At 35.0% G+C, this 19,373-nt stretch carries 11 protein-coding genes; 9 read left to right on the top strand and 2 right to left on the bottom strand.

The window, feature by feature from the left end:
- Positions 1-90: 90 nt before the first annotated feature.
- A complete protein-coding gene (gene katG / locus OD90_RS08025; protein ID WP_144668668.1) occupies positions 91-2,310 on the top strand; it encodes a catalase/peroxidase HPI in 2,220 nt (739 codons plus the stop codon).
- A 77-nt stretch (positions 2,311-2,387) separates the two neighbouring features.
- Here katG and OD90_RS08020 read toward each other — a convergent pair whose 3' ends face one another.
- Positions 2,388-2,951 (bottom strand): YceI family protein, encoded by a 564-nt coding sequence (locus tag OD90_RS08020; protein WP_144668667.1) that lies wholly within the window; start codon positions 2,949-2,951, stop codon positions 2,388-2,390.
- Positions 2,952-3,067: 116 nt separating this feature from the next.
- On the opposite strand from OD90_RS08020, the gene OD90_RS08015 reads away from it, so the two are divergent.
- The 7 genes from OD90_RS08015 (at position 3,068) to OD90_RS07985 (ending at position 18,439) form a co-directional block, all read left to right on the top strand.
- Complete coding sequence (locus tag OD90_RS08015) at positions 3,068-3,928, top strand: winged helix-turn-helix domain-containing protein (protein WP_186434733.1); 861 nt, start codon at positions 3,068-3,070, stop codon at positions 3,926-3,928.
- A gap of 57 nt (positions 3,929-3,985) precedes the next feature.
- Complete coding sequence (locus tag OD90_RS08010; RefSeq protein WP_144668665.1) at positions 3,986-4,552, top strand: DUF3109 family protein; 567 nt, start codon at positions 3,986-3,988, stop codon at positions 4,550-4,552.
- A gap of 54 nt (positions 4,553-4,606) precedes the next feature.
- Positions 4,607-5,749, top strand: a complete 1,143-nt coding sequence (locus OD90_RS08005; RefSeq protein ID WP_144668664.1) for a methionine aminotransferase — start codon at positions 4,607-4,609, stop codon at positions 5,747-5,749.
- Positions 5,750-5,919: 170 nt separating this feature from the next.
- Positions 5,920-8,871 (top strand): histidine kinase, encoded by a 2,952-nt coding sequence (locus tag OD90_RS08000; protein WP_144668663.1) that lies wholly within the window; start codon positions 5,920-5,922, stop codon positions 8,869-8,871.
- A 21-nt stretch (positions 8,872-8,892) separates the two neighbouring features.
- Entirely contained in the window at positions 8,893-9,642 is a 750-nt protein-coding gene (locus OD90_RS07995; protein ID WP_144668662.1) for a LytR/AlgR family response regulator transcription factor, read from the top strand.
- Between the two features lie 171 nt (positions 9,643-9,813).
- Positions 9,814-14,496: a LamG-like jellyroll fold domain-containing protein gene (locus OD90_RS07990; RefSeq protein ID WP_144668661.1), complete on the top strand. Its 4,683-nt coding sequence runs from the start codon at positions 9,814-9,816 to the stop codon at positions 14,494-14,496.
- A 256-nt stretch (positions 14,497-14,752) separates the two neighbouring features.
- Positions 14,753-18,439, top strand: a complete 3,687-nt coding sequence (locus tag OD90_RS07985; protein WP_144668660.1) for an HYR domain-containing protein — start codon at positions 14,753-14,755, stop codon at positions 18,437-18,439.
- A gap of 126 nt (positions 18,440-18,565) precedes the next feature.
- On the opposite strand, the gene OD90_RS07980 is transcribed toward OD90_RS07985, so the two are convergent.
- Positions 18,566-19,078, bottom strand: coding sequence for a DUF1440 domain-containing protein (locus OD90_RS07980; protein ID WP_144668659.1), 513 nt, complete (start codon positions 19,076-19,078; stop codon positions 18,566-18,568).
- A gap of 58 nt (positions 19,079-19,136) precedes the next feature.
- Between OD90_RS07980 and OD90_RS13195 the strand changes: the two genes are divergently transcribed.
- Positions 19,137-19,292, top strand: coding sequence for a hypothetical protein (locus OD90_RS13195; RefSeq protein ID WP_186434732.1), 156 nt, complete (start codon positions 19,137-19,139; stop codon positions 19,290-19,292).
- Positions 19,293-19,373: the final 81 nt, after the last annotated feature.

The raw sequence follows: 19,373 nt of genomic DNA, 5'->3' as shown, positions 1-19,373 counted from the left end.
AGATCATTTAATTTTAATAATAAACTATACTATAATCGTGGTATATTAAATATCTTTAGGATTCAAACTTGTGAATCACAACCTTAAGATATGAAAAATACAGAAACTTTTGACCTAAACGACCCAGCTGCAATTGCAAATTGCCCTTTTATGGGGGGAGCTCATAAAAAAACAGCTGGTGGAGGTACAACGAACCGAGACTGGTGGCCTAATGAATTAAGACTAAATATACTACGTCAAAATGCTAAGAAATCTGATCCTATGGGTGAAGATTTTGACTACCCTACAGCTTTTAATAGTCTAGACTTTAAAGCTCTTAAGCAAGAGGTGCTTGACTTAATGACAGACTCTCAAGATTGGTGGCCTGCAGATTATGGTCATTACGGAGGCTTTATGATACGTATGGCTTGGCATAGTGCAGGAACCTATAGAATAGGTGATGGACGTGGTGGCGCTAGTTCGGGTACACAGCGATTTGCACCTCTTAATAGTTGGCCAGATAATGGAAATTTGGACAAGGCACGTCTCCTATTATGGCCAATCAAGAAAAAATATGGTAATAAAATTTCCTGGGCAGATTTAATGATATTAGCGGGGAATTGTGCTTTAGAATCTATGGGCTTTCCAACACTTGGATTTGCAGGTGGTCGTGAAGATGTATGGGAGCCAGAACAAGATATTTACTGGGGAAGAGAAACTGAATGGGGAGCAAATGATGAGCGTTATGAAGATGGCGAGCTAGAAGCACCACTTGGCGCAGTTATGATGGGCTGGATTTACGTAAACCCAGAAGGTCCTAATGGTAACCCAGATCCTATGGGATCTGCAGCAAATATTAGAACAACGTTTGGTCGCATGGCAATGGATGATGAAGAAACCGTAGCCTTAGTAGCTGGAGGACACACTTTTGGTAAAGCACACGGAGCTGCAGATCCAGATAAGTATGTAGGGACAGAACCACACGGTGCATCTATAGAAGAAATGAGCACAGGATGGAAAAACAGTTATAAGTCAGGTGTTTTAGATGACGTAATTACCTCTGGTATTGAAGGAGCATGGACTCCTAACCCTACACAATGGGATGCAGATTATTTTGATGTACTATTAAATTATGATTGGGAGTTAACAAAGAGTCCTGCAGGTGCACATCAGTGGACGCCTACAGAAGAAAGCAATGCACGCATGGCTCCTACTGCCGGAGATGCTTCAAAAAAGCAACGTTTGATGATGACTACGGCAGATATTGCACTTAAAACAGATCCAGAGTATCTGAGAATTTCACAGAAATTTCACAAGGATCATCAAGCTTTTACAGATGCCTTTGCACGCGCTTGGTATAAGTTAACCCATCGTGACATGGGTCCACTATCTAGATATTTAGGGCCAGAAGTACCTAAATTAAAATTACTTTGGCAAGACCCATTGCCAGAAGCAAACGGTTACACCTTAGATGAAGGACAAATTGTCCTACTCAAAAATGCAATCGCAGATAGTGACTTAACCGTTTCTGAAATGGTTACTACGGCTTGGGCAAGTGCTTCAACGTTTAGAAATTCTGATAAAAGGGGTGGTGCAAACGGAGCGCGTATTCAACTCGCACCGCAAAGCCACTGGGAAGTAAATAATCCTGAGCAACTTAATAAAGTACTTATTATATTAAAAGACATTAAAGATACTTTTGAAAGTGAAGTTTCATTAGCAGATTTAATTGTCTTAGCAGGATCTGTAGGAGTAGAGCTGGCTGCAATGGATGCGGGTCATGACATTACAGTACCATTCACACCAGGACGTGTAGATGCCACACAAGAAGATACAGATAAAGACAGTTTTGGCTACCTAGAGCCTAAGGCAGACGGTTTTAGAAACTACGTTTCAAAGACACAGAAGGATACAGCAGCCGAAAACATGTTGATTGATCGCGCACAATTGCTCAATCTTTCTATACCAGAAATGACGGCGCTTGTAGGTGGTTTACGTGTATTAGGAGCCAATTATGATAATTCTAAAGTAGGAGTTCTTACAGACAGACCAGGTCAACTAACTAATGACTTTTTTACAAATCTTTTAGACTTTACCTATACCTGGAAAGGGCTTTCATCAGATGACACTTTGTTTTCTGGTACAGATCGTCGCACGGGAGAAATGAAATTTACAGGATCAAGAGCAGACTTAATTTTTGGTTCAAATACTGAGCTTAGAGCTGTTGCAGAAGTTTATGGAGCTGCCGATGGTGAAGAGCGTTTTATAAATGATTTTGTAAAAGCATTTGTAAAAGTGATGGATGCAGATCGCTTTGATGTGAAAAAATAAGTTTCCGCTTTCGCGAAAGCGAACAGATATTTAAAACCCTTGATACTTTTATCAAGGGTTTTTTAATTCTCAACCCTTTAATTAAAAAACAGTCGAACGTCAAATTCTATCGCATCGCTTATAGCGTCATCTTTTAGTTTGTGATTGTAAATGATTCCCCAACGAGTTCGGTCAATTTTTAGTTGGGTGACAAATGACTTTTCTGCGCCATTTGCAGTCGCATAAAACTTTTGAGTTTTTGTAACCCCTCGAATGGTCAGAGCTGCAACTATTTCATGTATATTCTTCTCCGGTATATACTTGACCTCATTAAATTTTAAAGTTGCCACTGGAAATTTTTCTACATAAAAGAAATCCTCGTTTTTTAAATGTTTTATAGGGCTTAGATGGTCTTGCTCAGGATCACTAGCAATCGTGGTCATATCTATCACGAACTCGCCATCAATTATAGTGTTGTTATAAGTGGTAATACTGCCACTTTTGAGCTTAACAAATCCTTTGTGGTTTCCAAAATTGAAAGAATAACTTCCCTTCCACTCAATAAAACTTTTGTCAATGTCAAGATCATAAACAGTGTTTAGGTATTGTGCATTACAGACATAAGCAGTGCAAATAAGAATAATTAGGCAGAATGTTCTCATAAAATATAGTTTTGCCTAAAACTACCTTTAAGTGAACCTACCAAATGTCAAAAGAGTGTAAAAGAAGTGTCAATAGGTGTCAATTCTCAGGCAGATATCAGTTATTTGTATTTATAATGAAAAATAGTCTTTACATAAGTATAGCTGCCATTTGTTTAATTACTCTCTCTTGGGCGATTCCATTTGAACAGCCTAGCCACGGGAATACACCAGAACGAGTAAAAATTGCCCTGCGTAATGCGGGTAATGAGCTTTTGTTGCTGGATGGTGATAGTTCTAGTTTGGTATTACCAGTTAAGGAAATAGGTTTACAGCAGTTTCAACTTTCATTTGAGAGAGATATAGCCATTTTACCAGATAGTCTTGTAGCACTTTTGGATAGTAACTTTGAAAAAGCAGACTTGTCAAAAAATTATATCGTTGAGGTGGTACGCTGTAAAGATCAAGAGATTTCTTACAGTTATCAAATGCATACGAATTGGGACAAAACCATTGTACCCTGTAAAGGACGAGAAGTTCCTGAAGCATGTCATCGTATAGAAGTCACTTTTAACGACAGCAGTACAACTCTTTCACTAAGTAAGGTGAGTATAGCAGCACTCGCACTGGGACTACTTATATTTCTTGGGGTACGCTTTCGCGAAAGCGTAAAACTAGCAACTCAAAATCCACTTGTACAAGAGTATGAAACTTTAGGAATCTTTCAATTCTATAAAGAACAAAGTAAACTTGTGGTAGCAGATAAGGACATTAAACTCTCTAGGAAGGAGGGCGAGATTTTAACATTACTGGCAACTAATGTTAACCAAGTAGTAACGCGAGAGGTCATAACTAAAGCTGTGTGGGAAGATCACGGTGTGATTGTAGGTAGAAGTCTGGACACATACATCTCAAAACTGCGTAAGAAGTTAGAAGACGATCCACAAATTAAAATAACTAACGTTCATGGGGTGGGTTATAAACTTCTAATAGCCTAGAATTCCAGTTACAGAAGGTGTTGTTTTTCTAGTAGGAGAAACTATCTTTGTGAACTTATGTTTCAACTCAAACAAACAATCGTATCAGAAGATATAATCGAAAAAGATTTTGTCTGTAATCTTAATGCCTGTAAAGGTGAATGCTGTATAGCTGGAGAAGCTGGAGCACCTCTGGAAGAAGAGGAGGTACAAATCATGCAAGATATTTATGATGATGTAAAGCCTTTTTTAAGACCAGAAGGAATTGCGGCTATTGAGGCACAAGGTACCTCTATATCTAGAGATGGGGAGCTAGAGACACCACTTGTAAACGGTGCAGAGTGTGCTTATGTCACTTTTAATGATAAAGGCTGGGCAAGTTGTGGGATAGAAGATGCGTATAATGATGGCAAGATAGACTGGAGAAAGCCTATTTCATGTCATTTATATCCTGTGCGTGTCCAAAAATACAGCTCATTTTCTGCCGTAAATTACCATAGATGGCCTATTTGTGACGATGCTTGTACGCTAGGCGCAGAACTTAAAGTACCCGTTTATAAGTTTACAAAGAATGCTCTTATTCGAAAATTTGGAGAAGAGTGGTATGCAGAGTTAGAAAAAGCAGCTCAAGATTTAGGAAAATAGTCTTTTATGATTCAAAAGAAAGCCAATTGCTATCTTTAGGTTTCAAACAATCGCATGAAGCACACATCAAAATTGCCCAACGTAGGAACTACGATATTTTCTATAATGAGTAAGCTTGCGCATGAGGAGGGAGCACTAAATCTAGCGCAAGGATTTCCAGGTTTTGGTAGCGATCCTAAACTTCATAACTTGGTTTCTCAGGCAATGGCAAAGGGTTACAATCAGTATGCACCTATGCCAGGTATCTTTCGCTTACGCGAAAAAATCACCGAAAAAACAAACTCACTTTACGGGAGTGAGTATGCTCCAGGTTCTGATATAACCATTACAGCAGGTGCAACACAAGCTATTTTTACCATAGTTTCCACATTTATAAGACCGGGCGATGAAGTTATAGTCCTTAAGCCAGCATATGACTGTTATGAACCTGCAGTGATTGTAAATGGTGGTAAGGTAGTCCCTATTCAACTAAAAGCACCAAGTTACAAAGTTGATTGGAGCGAAGTAGCGCACGCGATTACTCCAAAAACTAAGATGTTTATTATAAATACCCCGCATAATCCTACGGGAACAATTTTGGAAAAATCAGATATGATTGCTCTAGAACGCATTCTAAAAAATACGGATATTATTTTGTTAAGTGATGAGGTGTATGAGCACATGGTTTTTGACGGAAAACAACATGAAAGTGTGGCTCGCTATCCAGGTTTAAGAGAACGAAGTTTTATTACCGCATCATTTGGTAAAACATTTCATACTACGGGATGGAAATTAGGCTATACACTAGCACCTAAGGAGTTAATGCAAGAATTTCAAAAAGTACATCAGTTTAACGTATTTTCTGTGCATCATCCTTCTCAACATGCGCTTAGTCAGTATTTAGAAAATGAGAAAAAGTACATGCAGCTTAGCAAATTTTTCGAGCAAAAAAGAGATGTATTTCTAGAGGCTATCAAGGGATCACGATTTACGTATACACCAAGTGCTGGCACCTATTTTCAGATGCTAGGCTATAGCGCCATTACAGATGAATCTGACGTTAATTTTGCAAAAAAACTTACAAAACAATACAAAATAGCTGCTATACCCACATCAGTTTTTAACCTACATCAAGAGGATTATAAAATGCTACGATTTTGCTATGCCAAAGATGATGATGTTTTAAAACGCGCTGGAGAAATTTTGTGTGCTGTGTAACTAAGTTTCTTTTTATTTAGAAGTTAGAATGCATGTTTTGGCAATTATCGTTTCTTTAAAGTGGACTATAGCTATAATTTAGCAGGGTTACGGACAAGACATCGGTTTGCCTTAACCAAATTTATTTAAAATTACAAATTCCATATATCTTGAATAACTGGGTTCTACATATGAAAATTAAAGTCAGATTGTTTATCTGGATATTTTTTATTGGGCTTACTTTACAAAGTCAAGAGCCTGTATCCATTCACCTTACAGAAAAAGATGGTCTGCCTGATATTGAATTCTATGATGTCTTAGAGGATAAAAAAGGTTTTATCTGGCTTGCTGCAGATCGTGGATTATTTAGATATGATGGTAGAGATTTTTTACAGTATACAAATTCTGAAAAAAGAGGACTTTCCGTTTTTGGACTTAATGAAGATGATGAAGGAAGAATATGGTGCGTAAATATTTCTGGTCAAATTTTCTACTCTGAAGGGAATAAGCTAAAAACTTTCATTGACTTAAGATCCGAACTGAAAGGGAATCTACCTAATATCAAAGTAGTGAACAACCACTTATTGGTTTTTGGTAAAAAAAACATCTATTCCATTAATATAACTACTAAGCAAATAAAATTACAGTACAATAATGGATTAGATACTGGCCCAGTTGGTGAACCATCTCGTTATGGTGAAAATTATCTATTTGTTGGAGATAAAAAGATTATTTCACTTGACAAAACATTTCAACAAAGGGTAATCTCAGATATTTCAGATTTATATAACACGACTAGGGGACAAAAATTTCAGTTAGACAATGTGCCACAAGTTTTAATTTTTAACAAGGACACGTTATTAAGTCATAAATTAATAAATGGGCATGCAATATTTAAATTAAAAGATGGGGCTATAGTGAAGAAAGCTATGAAAGGTTTTGAAATCCTGACTGGACTTTCAGTTTTAAAATTTGTAGTTCACAAAAATCATCTGATATTTTGTACAAATAAGGGTGTTTATTTTTTTGAAAAAAGTAAAGATTACCGCTTTGTAAAAAGCTTTCTTACGTCTGAAACAATTTCTGATGTTATCGTTGATAAGGACGATAACTACTGGTTCACTTCCTTACGTAATGGCGTGTATGTAATAACAAATATTCACGTAAGTATATTTCATAATGGGAAGAATAGCAAAAATTTAAGCGCTTTAGAAAAGCTTGGTAATGATCAAATTGTTTTTGGGACCACTAATGGAAAAATGGGGGTATATAATTTTAGTAACAATAGCCTTCAATTGACAAAATTACTTACAGAAGCAAATGTGAGCTCAATTAAGGTTAATCCTTACCGAGATATTCTTTATGTGAGTCAAGATAATATTGCTCAGGTAATTAATCTCAAGACAAATGAAATTTTGACTACAAAAGGATTTGCAAATGCTAAAGATATTGAACTTCAAAATAAAGATGATATATTAATTACATCATATTTTGGTACAGGATTAGTTGAAAATGCGCATAAACCGAGTACTTTAGAAAATCGAAAAATTATATCAAGTAATCGCGGTTATTCAAGTTATAAAAGCAAGAACGGTAAAGATTTTTATGTATCGCACGTAGATGATTTAACAAGGTACGATCAGGACTTTCAGCCATTTCCAATTCGCTTTAAGAATCAGAGTATTTTTGCTATTTCCATAACAGAGGATGATGAAGGTGCAATCTGGGTAAGTACTTTTAAAAATGGCATTTACAAAATTTTTAACGGTATAGCAGTTGACAATTACACGACGGATGATGGTTTGTTATCAAATCAGGTCTCAGAAGTGTTTAGCGATGGAGATAATCTGTGGCTAGTGAGTAATAATGCAATTCAAGCGTTTAACACTAAATCTAAAACGTTTAAATCCCTCGATAAAAGAGATGGAATTCCCTCATTCAAAATTAAAGGGATTGAGAAAATAGGAGAGCAAATTATTTTTGCAAGTAATTCTGGACTTTTTGGTATACATAGATCAAAAGTATTTAAAACAGTAAGACCACCACATATCTATTTTTCAAATGTGAAAATTCAAGATCGTGATACTATAATTAAGAATTTGTATACGCTTCCTTATGACAAAAATAATTTATCATTTACGGTCAATACAAATTCCTTTCAAGAAGACCAAAATTCAATATTTGAGTACAAACTAAATTCAAATAAAAATTGGAAATTATTGAATGAAGGAGAAAATACTATATCCTTTAATGCTTTGGAAAGTGGTAATTATGAATTGCAAGTGCGTCCTAAAAATTTTGGATATGTTACTTTTCCAAATGCTGCGAGTATCGCATTTACTATCGAGAGTCCATTTTGGAAGAGATGGTGGTTTTTGTCTCTTTGCATCTTAGTTACAGTAATCACTGCAGGTTTAGTTTTTCAACAACTATTGCTTAAAAAAGAACGTAAGCAAGAAGAAAAATTAGAGTTAGCAAATCTCCAGAACGATCTTGTTCATTTAGAACTTGAAAACCTCAGGTCTCAAATGAATCCTCATTTTATTTTTAATGCTCTTAATAGTATTCAAGAATACATAATTCTTAATCAGAAAGATTTGGCTAGTGATTACTTAGGTAAATTTAGTGATCTCATTAGAGGATATCTGGATAATAGCTCCCAGGATAGGATTTTACTAATTGATGAAATTAATGGACTAGAAACCTATCTTGAACTTGAGAGAATGCGTTTTGAAGAAGATTTTTCTTATAGATTTTCTTTTGATAGACAGTCTAGAGAAAATGATTATGAAATACCTACAATGTTATTGCAGCCATATATAGAAAACGCACTTAAACACGGGTTACTACATAAAAGAGGTGAGAAAATTCTTATAATTTCTGGAAATATTATCAATTATAGAACTGACAGAGAGGCACTTCAAGTGTCTATTGAGGATAATGGAGTAGGAAGAAACTATAAAAAATCTGCACATTATAATTCAAAGAGGCACAAGCCATTTGCAACAAGAGCGACAGAAAAAAGATTACAATTGATGCGAAAGCGCACAGCTGCTTTAATAGGGGTGAGTTATAAAGATCTAATGGATAGTGAAGGTAATGCAATAGGTACTTGTGTAGTTATTACCATACCTCTGGTATAAATTCTAGAAGAAAATAAGGATATGAAAGCAATAATTATTGACGATGAAAAAAAAGCTAGAATACTTCTATCTACAATATTAGAAGAAAACTGTAAAGAAATTACAAATGTACTTACCGCTCAAGATTTGCTTTCTGGAATTGATATCATCAAGAATGAAAAACCTGATATTGTTTTTTTAGATATAGAAATGCCAGAAAATTCTGGTTTAGAAATTTTAGAATTTCTTGATCCAAACACCATTAACTTTGAGATTATTTTTACAACGGCTTATAGTGAATATGCTGTACAAGCCTTTGAATTATCAGCAATAGATTATTTGTTGAAACCCTTAAGACCTTCTAAAGTAATTAGCGCTGTTCAAAAGGTAATTGACCAAAAATCTTCTAGTAAAAACAATAAAAAAATAGAAGCACTCAAAGAAAGTCTAGCCACTCAAAACTTTAAGAAAATTGCATTGCCTGTGAGCGATGGAATTAAGTTTGTCAACTTTAAAGATATCATTTTCTTCCAAGCAGACGGTATGTATACGACTGTAACAACTATAGATGACGAAAAAATTCTTATCAGTAAACCGTTGAGACATTTTACTGATCTTCTCAAGGATGTTTCTTATTTCTATAAAACACACCGTTCATATCTAATTAATCTCAATTTCATAAAAAAATATGTCAAAAGTGACGGAGGCTATATTTTAATGACAAATGATGTTTCAGTATCTATCTCTAAGGATAAAAGGGAAATGTTTCTACAGCTAGTTGCTAATATGTAACAATCGCATTACATGGCAATTTCATATGAGTGAAGATTTAAGTCGTTTAATTAGAATTTTATAGAGTAAAATTGCTTTAGCAGTTGAAACTCTTGTTTTAGAAGATTGATCGCTTTCGCGAAAGCAAATTGAAGAATATTTGCATCAAACTTACTTTTTAAATTTTTCAATATGAGAACAAAATTACTATTAATCTTTACATTTTGTATTGCTAGTCTCTGTGCTAGTGGTCAAGTACCTCCTGGAGCTGTAGGAGAATATTATTTTTCTGGTAATCTAGACAATAGTGCAGGCAGTCAGGATTTTACAACCTCCGCAAGCTCGTTGACCTACTTCTCAGATCGCTTCGGCAATGCACTAAGCTCCATTTATATTGATAGTAATATATTTAATGGCTATACATATACGGGTACCAATAATAATGTGTCAATCTCTTTCTGGGTAAATATCTCTGTAAACGATCCTGCTACTCAAAGGTTAGTGCAGTTAATTGATAATTCTGGTAAGGGTTTTAAAATAACATATCAACCGAATGGGCCTTTAACACAGGTAGATTTTGAAAGTGTCAATGATGCTAAATCTGCAGGTACAGTATCAGTTCCAAAAGGACAGTGGGTACATCTAGCACTTACCATAGAACAAACGAGTACTGGATTTAGTAATAATTTTTATATAAATGGAGTTTTGGATACAAATGTATCTTCTGCTATATCCTCAAATAGGGTTTCACAATTCCTTACATCAAACGCAACATTTAAATTATCGCCATTTACAGGTCAGGCTTTTTCCGGGACAATGGATGATGTTGTTTTATACGAAAGAGCATTATCTCAAGCTGAGGTTACAAGTCTTTTTAATGCTACAGACCCGAGAGTATGTACTGTAAATATTCCAGATGCCAACTTTAAAGCAGCTTTAGTTGCAAATACAACAATTAACACCAATGGGGATGCTGAAATCCAATGTTCTGAAGCAAGTAATTATAATGGAGTAATTAATTTTGTTCGTTTTAATATAAACGATGCAACAGGGATTGAAGCATTTACAAATATTACTGGATTAATTCTAGCTAATAATAATTTAACTACAATTGATCTTCAAAACAACACTTCTTTAACTAACTTAAATTTGGGAGGAAATGATTTAAACACCGTAGATATAAGTGCAAATACCTTGCTAGAAACGTTAAATGTTATCAATAATAATTTAGTAGCTTTAGATGTATCAAGTCAACCCAGTTTAGAAACATTTTTGGCGTCAGGTAATGCAATAAATTCTATAGACTTGTCTACTAATACAAATTTATTGACCGTAGGATTAGGTAATAATAATATTAGTACTATTGATTTGAGTTCAAATATTCTAATAGGTGATCTAAGTATTGTTGGTAATTCACTTTCATCGATTGATGTCTCTCCATTAGTATCTCTAACTGACTTGTCTCTAGGCAATAATAATATTGCTTCTATAGATTTAAGCTCAAATACCGCGATTACTTACATAGACTTGACTCAAAATTCTTTGCAAAATTTAGATTTAACAAATAATAATTTAATAGAGCGAATTTTTGTTTTTGATAATCAATTAACAAGTTTAAACATTGCAAATAATAACAATGCTGCAATTAATACACTAAGGGCAACATCAAATCCTAATCTGGGATGCATCCAGATAGACAGTGGATTTACACCTCCATCAGGATGGCAAAAAGATGCTACAGCTAGTTATAGTGATAATTGCAATGCTAGTGCGTGTACTGTAAATATTCCAGATGCAAACTTTAAAGCTGCACTAGTAGCAAATACAACAATTAACACTAATGGGGATGCTGAAATCCAATGTTCTGAAGCTAGTAATTACAATGGAGAAATTAATTTTGTTCGTTTTAATATAAACGATGCGACAGGGATTGAAGCATTCACAAATATTACTGGATTAATTCTAGTTAATAATAATTTAACTACAATTGATCTTCAAAACAACACTTCTTTAACCAACTTAAATTTGGGAGGAAATGATTTAAACACCATAGATATAAGTGCAAATACCCTGCTAGAAACGTTCAATGTTATTAATAATAATTTAGTAGCTTTAGATGTATCAAGTCAGCCCAGTTTAGAAACATTTTTGGCGTCAGGTAATGCAATAAATTCTATAGACTTGTCTACTAATACAAATTTATTGACCGTAGGATTAGGTAATAATAATATTAGTACCATTGATTTAAGTTCAAATACTCTTATAGATATTCTGGGTATTGTTAGTAACTCACTTACATCAATTGATGTCTCAGCTTTAACATCCGTAACTAATTTGTCTTTAGGCAATAATAATATTGCTTCTATAGATTTAAGCTCAAATGCCTCGCTTACATTAATAGACTTAACTCAAAATTCTTTACAAAATTTAGATTTAACAAGTAATAATTTATTGGAGAAAATTTTTGTTTTTGATAATCAATTAACAAGTTTAAACATTGCAAATAATAACAATTCTGCAATTACTACCCTAAACGCAACATCAAATCCTAATCTGGGATGCATCCAGATAGACAGTGGATTTACACCTCCATCAGGATGGCAAAAAGATGCTACAACTAGTTATAGTGATAATTGTAATGCTAGTGCGTGTACCGTAAATATTCCAGATGCAAACTTTAAAGCTGCATTAATTGGGGATACAGCAATAAATACAAATGGAGATGCAGAGATACAATGTGATGAGGCAAGTCAATATACTGGTGCTATAAATCTAGGGAATTCAAATATCAATAGTCTTGTTGGTATAGAAGCCTTTATAAATGCTACCATTTTACGTGCTTCTCGTAATAACCTCTCAAATGTAGATTTATCCAACAATACAGCTTTTGTCGATATAGATTTAACTTTTAATTCGCTAACTGCGTTAGATGTAAGCAATCTTGTTAATCTTGAAGTTTTATCCTGTGGCTCAAATAGTCTCAATACAATAGATCTTTCCCAAAATATTAACCTTACCACTTTATCTATTAGCGGAAATCAATTAGCAACTCTAAACGTTACAAACAACTTAAATCTAGATATTATAGTTGCAGAGGGTAATGCCTTAGCGGGTACATTAGACATTACACAAAATAATCTTCTTACATTTTTATCTGTGGCAAATAATGATTTAAACACTATAGATATTACAAATAACGGCAACTTAACTACATTAAATGTGTCGACTAATGAACTAACAGAACTTAATCTTGCAAATGGAAATAATGCAGCTTTGGGTACAATGAATGCTACTAGCAATTCTAATTTATCTTGTATCCAAATAGATGCAGGTTTTTCCCCTCCATCAACTTGGACAAAAGATACCACAACCAGTTATAGTGATAACTGTGCAGCAAGTAATTGTATTGTAAATCTTCCAGACGCAAACTTTAAAGCTGCATTAATTGGGGATACAGCTATTAATACAAATGGAGATGCAGAGATACAATGTGATGAAGCAAGTCTATTTACGGGAACAATAGATGTAAGCAATCAGAATATTTTTGATCTTACAGGCATTGAAGCATTTACCAACTTAACTCAACTTTTTGCTGAGGATAACGGATTAAGTTCGATCGATTTACAAAATAATACTGAACTATTAACAATTTCATTTTTAGGTAATAATCTAACTTCTCTAGATGTCACAAATCTTATAAAATTAGAGTCACTTACTGCTGGTGAAAATGGTATAAGCAGTATTGACCTATCTCAAAATATTAAATTAGAGACCCTAGACTTATCATTCAATAATCTTAATACTATAGACGTTAGTAATAATATAAATTTGGAGGTAATCAATTTGGGACAAAATTCTCTTAGTACTATTAATACTACCAATTTGTCTATGTTGAGAATTACAACATTAAATTCTAATCAATTTACGTCTATTGATTTTAGTAATAATCCCGCTCTAACTTCTGTTAACTTAATAAATAATCAATTAACAGATTTAGATTTAGCAAACGGTAATAATCCGACATTAGCCGTAGTACGTGTTACTAATAACCCAGACCTTACTTGTATTCAGATTGATAGTGGGTTTACACCACCGTCTAATAATTGGCTTAAAGATGCGACAGCAAACTATAGTGATAATTGTTCAAATACAACAGATATACAAGATCCAGTTGCAGTTTGCCAGGATGTAACGTTACAGTTAGATAGCAATGGTACCGCTACATTAACTGCTGCTCAAGTAGATAATGGAAGTAGTGATGATGTAGGTGTTGCAAGTATTGCAATTGATATCACTTCATTTGATTGTTCAAACGTAGGATCCACTACGGTTACACTTACGGTAATGGACGCAGCAGGAAACTCAGATACTTGTACAGCGACAATTACTGTAGAAGATAATGAAGCACCAATAATTACCTGTCCGGCAGATGAAACTGTTTCTGTAGATCAAGGGGATCAATATACAATACCTAACTATACTCTTTCTTTTCAAGATAATTGTAGTGCAACAATAAACCAGAGTCCAGCTGCTGGAACTACAATAGGTGCAGGTGTGCAGACTATTACTTTTACTGCAACAGATCCAAGTGGTAATACTTCAGATTGTAGCTTTGATCTTACAGTAGATGAAACACTTTCGGTAAAAGATCAGCCGGCTATTAAAGTCAGCGTTTATCCTAACCCAGTGACTGATATACTTATGATTGATACAGCTACGCCTGTAGAAAAAGTGGATGTTTATGCACTATCGGGACAAAAAGTGTTTAGTACCACTAGTAGCCAAGTGGAAATGAGTACACTTTCTACAGGGATCTATTTTGTACATATCACGACAGGTCAAGGATCTTCTTATAAAAGAGTTATTAAGCAGTAAGTTGTATAACTTAAGGGTGTTTGTATGCTTAGGTAACTTTAGTATATAAACCATAAAGGGTTGCTATATAGCAACCCTTTTTTTTAAATCAATTCTCAGTGTAAATTAATTTAATTCTTGATTTTTTAGACAGCAATTGAACTTTACGTGTTGTTTCCTTTAAGCAGTTCAAACGCTGTTTTCAGCAATTTCGCTGTTTTCGCGAAAGCAAATTAAATCATATTTGCATTAAATCAACAATTTTAAATATTTCAATATGAAAATAAAATTACTATTAATCTTTACATTTTGTATTGCTAGTCTCTGTGCTAGTGGTCAAGTACCTCCTGGAGCTGTAGGAGAATATTATTTTTCTGGTAATCTAGACAATAGTGCAGGCAGTCAGGATTTTACAACCTCCGCAAGCTCGTTGACCTACTTCTCAGATCGCTTCGGCAATGCACTAAGCTCCATTTATATTGATAGTAATATATTTAATGGCTATACATATACGGGTACCAATAATAATGTGTCAATCTCTTTCTGGGTAAATATCTCTGTAAACGATCCTGCTACTCAAAGGTTAGTGCAGTTAATTGATAATTCTGGTAAGGGTTTTAAAATAACATATCAACCGAATGGGCCTTTAACACAGGTAGATTTTGAAAGTGTCAATGATGCTAAATCTGCAGGTACAGTATCGGTTCCAAAAGGACAGTGGGTACATCTAGCACTTACCATAGAACAAACGAGTACTGGATTTAGTAATAATTTTTATATAAATGGAGTTTTGGATGCAAATGTATCTTCTGCTATATCCTCAAATAGGGTTTCACAATTCCTTACATCAAACGCAACATTTAAATTATCGCCATTTACAGGTCAGGCTTTTTCCGGGACAATGGATGATGTTGTTTTATACGAAAGAGCATTATCTCAAGCTGAGGTTACAAGTCTTTTTAATGCTACAGACCCGAGAGCCTGTATTGTAAATATTCCTGATGCAAATTTTAAAGCAGCTTTGGTTGCAGATTCTGGAATAAATACAAATGGTGATGGAGAGATCCAATGTGCAGAGGCAAGCAATTTTAATGGTCAGATTAATATTAGTAATGCAAATTTTAATGATTTAACTGGTATTGAAGCTTTTACTAGCATCACTGGTTTAATTGCAGATAGAAATAATTTTACTTCAATTAATCTTCAAAATAATATTTCCTTGACTACTCTTGATCTGAGAGGCAGTAATTTAACTACGTTAGATTTAAGTGCTAATACTCTCTTAGAGTCTTTAAATGTTACTAATAATAATTTATCAGCGCTTGATTTATCCAATCAGTCAAATTTGGAAATATTGTTTGCATCGAAAAATGTATTAAACAATATTGACCTGTCTTCTAACACAAATCTCTTAAATTTAAATTTGGATGAAAATAATTTAAGCTCCCTTAACTTAAGTGCAAATACACAGCTAACTGGGTTGTTGGCTAATCAAAATACTCTTTCGTCTGTTGATCTTTCTACATTAACAGCTCTCACCTTTTTGTCGTTAAATAATAATAATTTAACTACCATTGATTTAAGCTCAAATGATGCACTAACGTATATAGACCTTGCTAATAATCAATTATCAATTTTAGACGTTGCTAATGGTAACAACTCTGCAATAACTACTTTTAATTCAACATCGAATAGTGCATTAAGTTGCATTCAGATTGATACTGGTTTTACACCTCCATCAGGATGGCAAAAAGATGCAACTGCAAGTTATAGTAATAATTGTTCAAATACTACTGACACAACAAATCCAGTTGCAGTATGTCAAGATGTAACACTACAATTAGACAGCAATGGTACCGCTACATTAACTGCTGCTCAAGTAGACAACGGAAGTAGTGATGATGTAGGTGTGGCAAGTACAACAGTTGATATCACATCATTTGATTGCTCAAATGTGGGAACCAATACGGTTACACTTACGGTGATGGACGCAGCAGGAAACTCAGATACTTGTACAGCGACAGTTATAATAGAGGATAATGAAGCACCTACTGTGACTTGTCCATCAGATGTGGCTGTGGCAGTTAATCAAGGTGCACAATATAGCATTCCAAATTATACTGCTGTATCTAATGATAATTGTAGCACAACATTGAGTCAAAATCCAGCTGCTGGAACGATGGTGGGTGTAGGAGTACACACAGTAACTTTTACTGCGACAGATCCAAGTGGGAATACAAGCAATTGTAGCTTTGATATAACAGTTACTGAAAATGCAGACACAACAAATCCTGTTGCAGTTTGTCAAGATGTAACACTACAATTAGACAGCAATGGTACCGCTACATTAACTGCTACTCAAGTAGATAACGGAAGTAGTGATGATGTAGGTGTGGCAAGTACAACAATTGATATCACAACATTTGATTGTTCAAATGTCGGAGCTACTATGGTAACACTTACGGTGACGGATGCAGCAGGAAACTCAGATACTTGTACAGCGACAGTTACTGTAGAAGATAATGAAGCACCTACTGTGACTTGTCCATCAGATGTGGCTGTGGCAGTTAATCAAGGTGCGCAATATAGCATTCCAAATTATACTGCTGTATCTAATGATAATTGTAGCACAACATTGAGTCAAAGTCCAGCTGCTGGAACGATGGTTGGTGTTGGAGTACACACAGTAACTTTTACTGCGACAGATCCAAGTGGGAATACAAGCAATTGTAGCTTTGATATAACAGTTACTGAAAATGCAGACACAACAAATCCTGTAGCAGTTTGTCAGGATGTAACACTACAATTAGACAGCAATGGTACCGCTACATTAACTGCTGCTCAAGTAGACAATGGAAGTAGTGATGATGTAGGTGTTGCAAGTACAACAATTGATATCACATCATTTGATTGTTCAAATGTCGGAGCTACTATGGTAACACTAACGGTGACGGATGCAGCAGGAAATTCAGATACTTGTACAGCGACAGTTATAATAGAGGATAATGAAGCACCTACTGTGACTTGTCCATCAGATGTGGCTGTGGTAGTTAATCAAGGTGCGCAATATAGCATTCCAAATTATACTGCTGTATCAAATGATAATTGTAGTACAACATTGAGTCAAAGTCCAGCTGCTGGAACGATGGTGGGTGTAGGAGTACACACAGTAACTTTTACTGCGACAGATCCAAGTGGGAATACAAGCAATTGTAGCTTTGATATAACAGTTACTGAAAATGCAGACACAACAAATCCAGTAGCAGTTTGTCAGGATGTAACACTACAATTAGACAGCAATGGTACTGCTACATTAACTGCTGCTCAAGTAGATAACGGAAGTAGTGATGATGTAGGTGTGGCAAGTACAACAATCGATATCACTTCATTTGATTGCTCAAATATTGGAATCACTATGGTTACACTTACTGTGACGGACGCAGCAGGAAACTCAGATACTTGTACAGCGACAATTACTGTAGAAGATAATGAAGCACCAACAATTACCTGTCCATCAGATGAAACTGTTTCTGTAGATCAAGGGGATCAATATACAATACCTAACTATACCCTTTCTTTTCAAGATAATTGTAGTGCAACAGTAAGCCAGAGTCCAGCTGCTGGAACTACAATAGGTGCCGGTGTGCAGACTATTACTTTTACTGCAACAGATCCAAGTGGTAACAGTGTAGACTGTAGCTTTAACCTTACAGTAGATGAAACACTTTCGATAAAAGATCAGTCGGCTATTAAAGTCAGCGTTTATCCTAACCCAGTGACTGATATACTTATGATTGATACAGCTACGCCTGTAGAAAAAGTGAATGTTTATGCACTATCGGGACAAAAAGTGTTTAGTACCACTAGTAGCCAAGTGGAAATGAGTACCCTTTCAACAGGGATCTATTTTGTACATATCACGACAGGTCAAGGATCTTCTTATAAAAGAGTGATTAAAAAATAGTTAAGTAGGTAGGGTGTTTATGTTTTCAGCCTCCACTGAAGATGTAACGCAAAAAGGGTTGCTATATGGCAACCCTTTTTTACTTTAAATAGCAATGCTTTCGCGAAAGCGTATAGAAAATTATTCTTAATCATCTAACCTCCTAGCAACCCAGCCCCGTACGAGTTCTGCAGTGATGCCAAAAGCCACATGCGCTAGAAACTCATTTGCCTGTAATTTTACTGGAATATCTTTAGGTGCTTCTTCAAGTCCCATCATAGGGAGCGAAGTTTCATGAGTAGCAAGATATGCGGTTGTGCCAAAAAGTGCTCCTTCTACTAAATTTGTTTCTGGGCGGTCTTTTTTTGCATAGCCTAAACTAGCACCTAAACTTACTCCTATAGGAATATTTACAAGTTGCTCTGCTAGTTCACGGTTTGAAGAACTTACGGGCTCACCGGTGAGCTTGGTAGAGATGTTATCTACCAGTTTTAGTTGTGCACTAGTGGTGTCTGGACTGCGTACAGGTAAAATTTTCTCTATTGCAGATTTTACAATCGTTCCTGCAAGACCACCCAATACCCCAGAAATAACACCACGTGTTGCTGTTGATGTCATTGTATCTTTTTCAAGCCAATTAGAAAGTTCAGAGTTGCTCATGTTTTTTTATTTACTCAAATATAGGAAGGTGTTTATAGATGTGAGATGGATTTAACAGATGTTTAAGTGGCCAGACTCCATCATGCTATCGCGAAAGCGTACTCTTAAATTCACCGAGCTATTTTCAAATCCACTTAAACTAGATGAGTACAGAAAACCAGAGTTCTCTCGTTACTTTAGTGTAAAAGAAATGTATAGAAGTAAAGTTCCATAACCACGCTAAATAAATCTAAACGTTATACAATTGTAAATTTTTTGTATTTATATTTATAATCAATTTTAAAAGATGGGGCTA

Source organism: Dokdonia sp. Hel_I_53 (genome assembly GCF_007827465.1).
Classification (GTDB): Bacteria; Bacteroidota; Bacteroidia; order Flavobacteriales; family Flavobacteriaceae; genus Dokdonia.
Note: the sequence above shows the minus strand (reverse complement) of the source record. Positions and strands in the feature narration are given on the sequence as shown.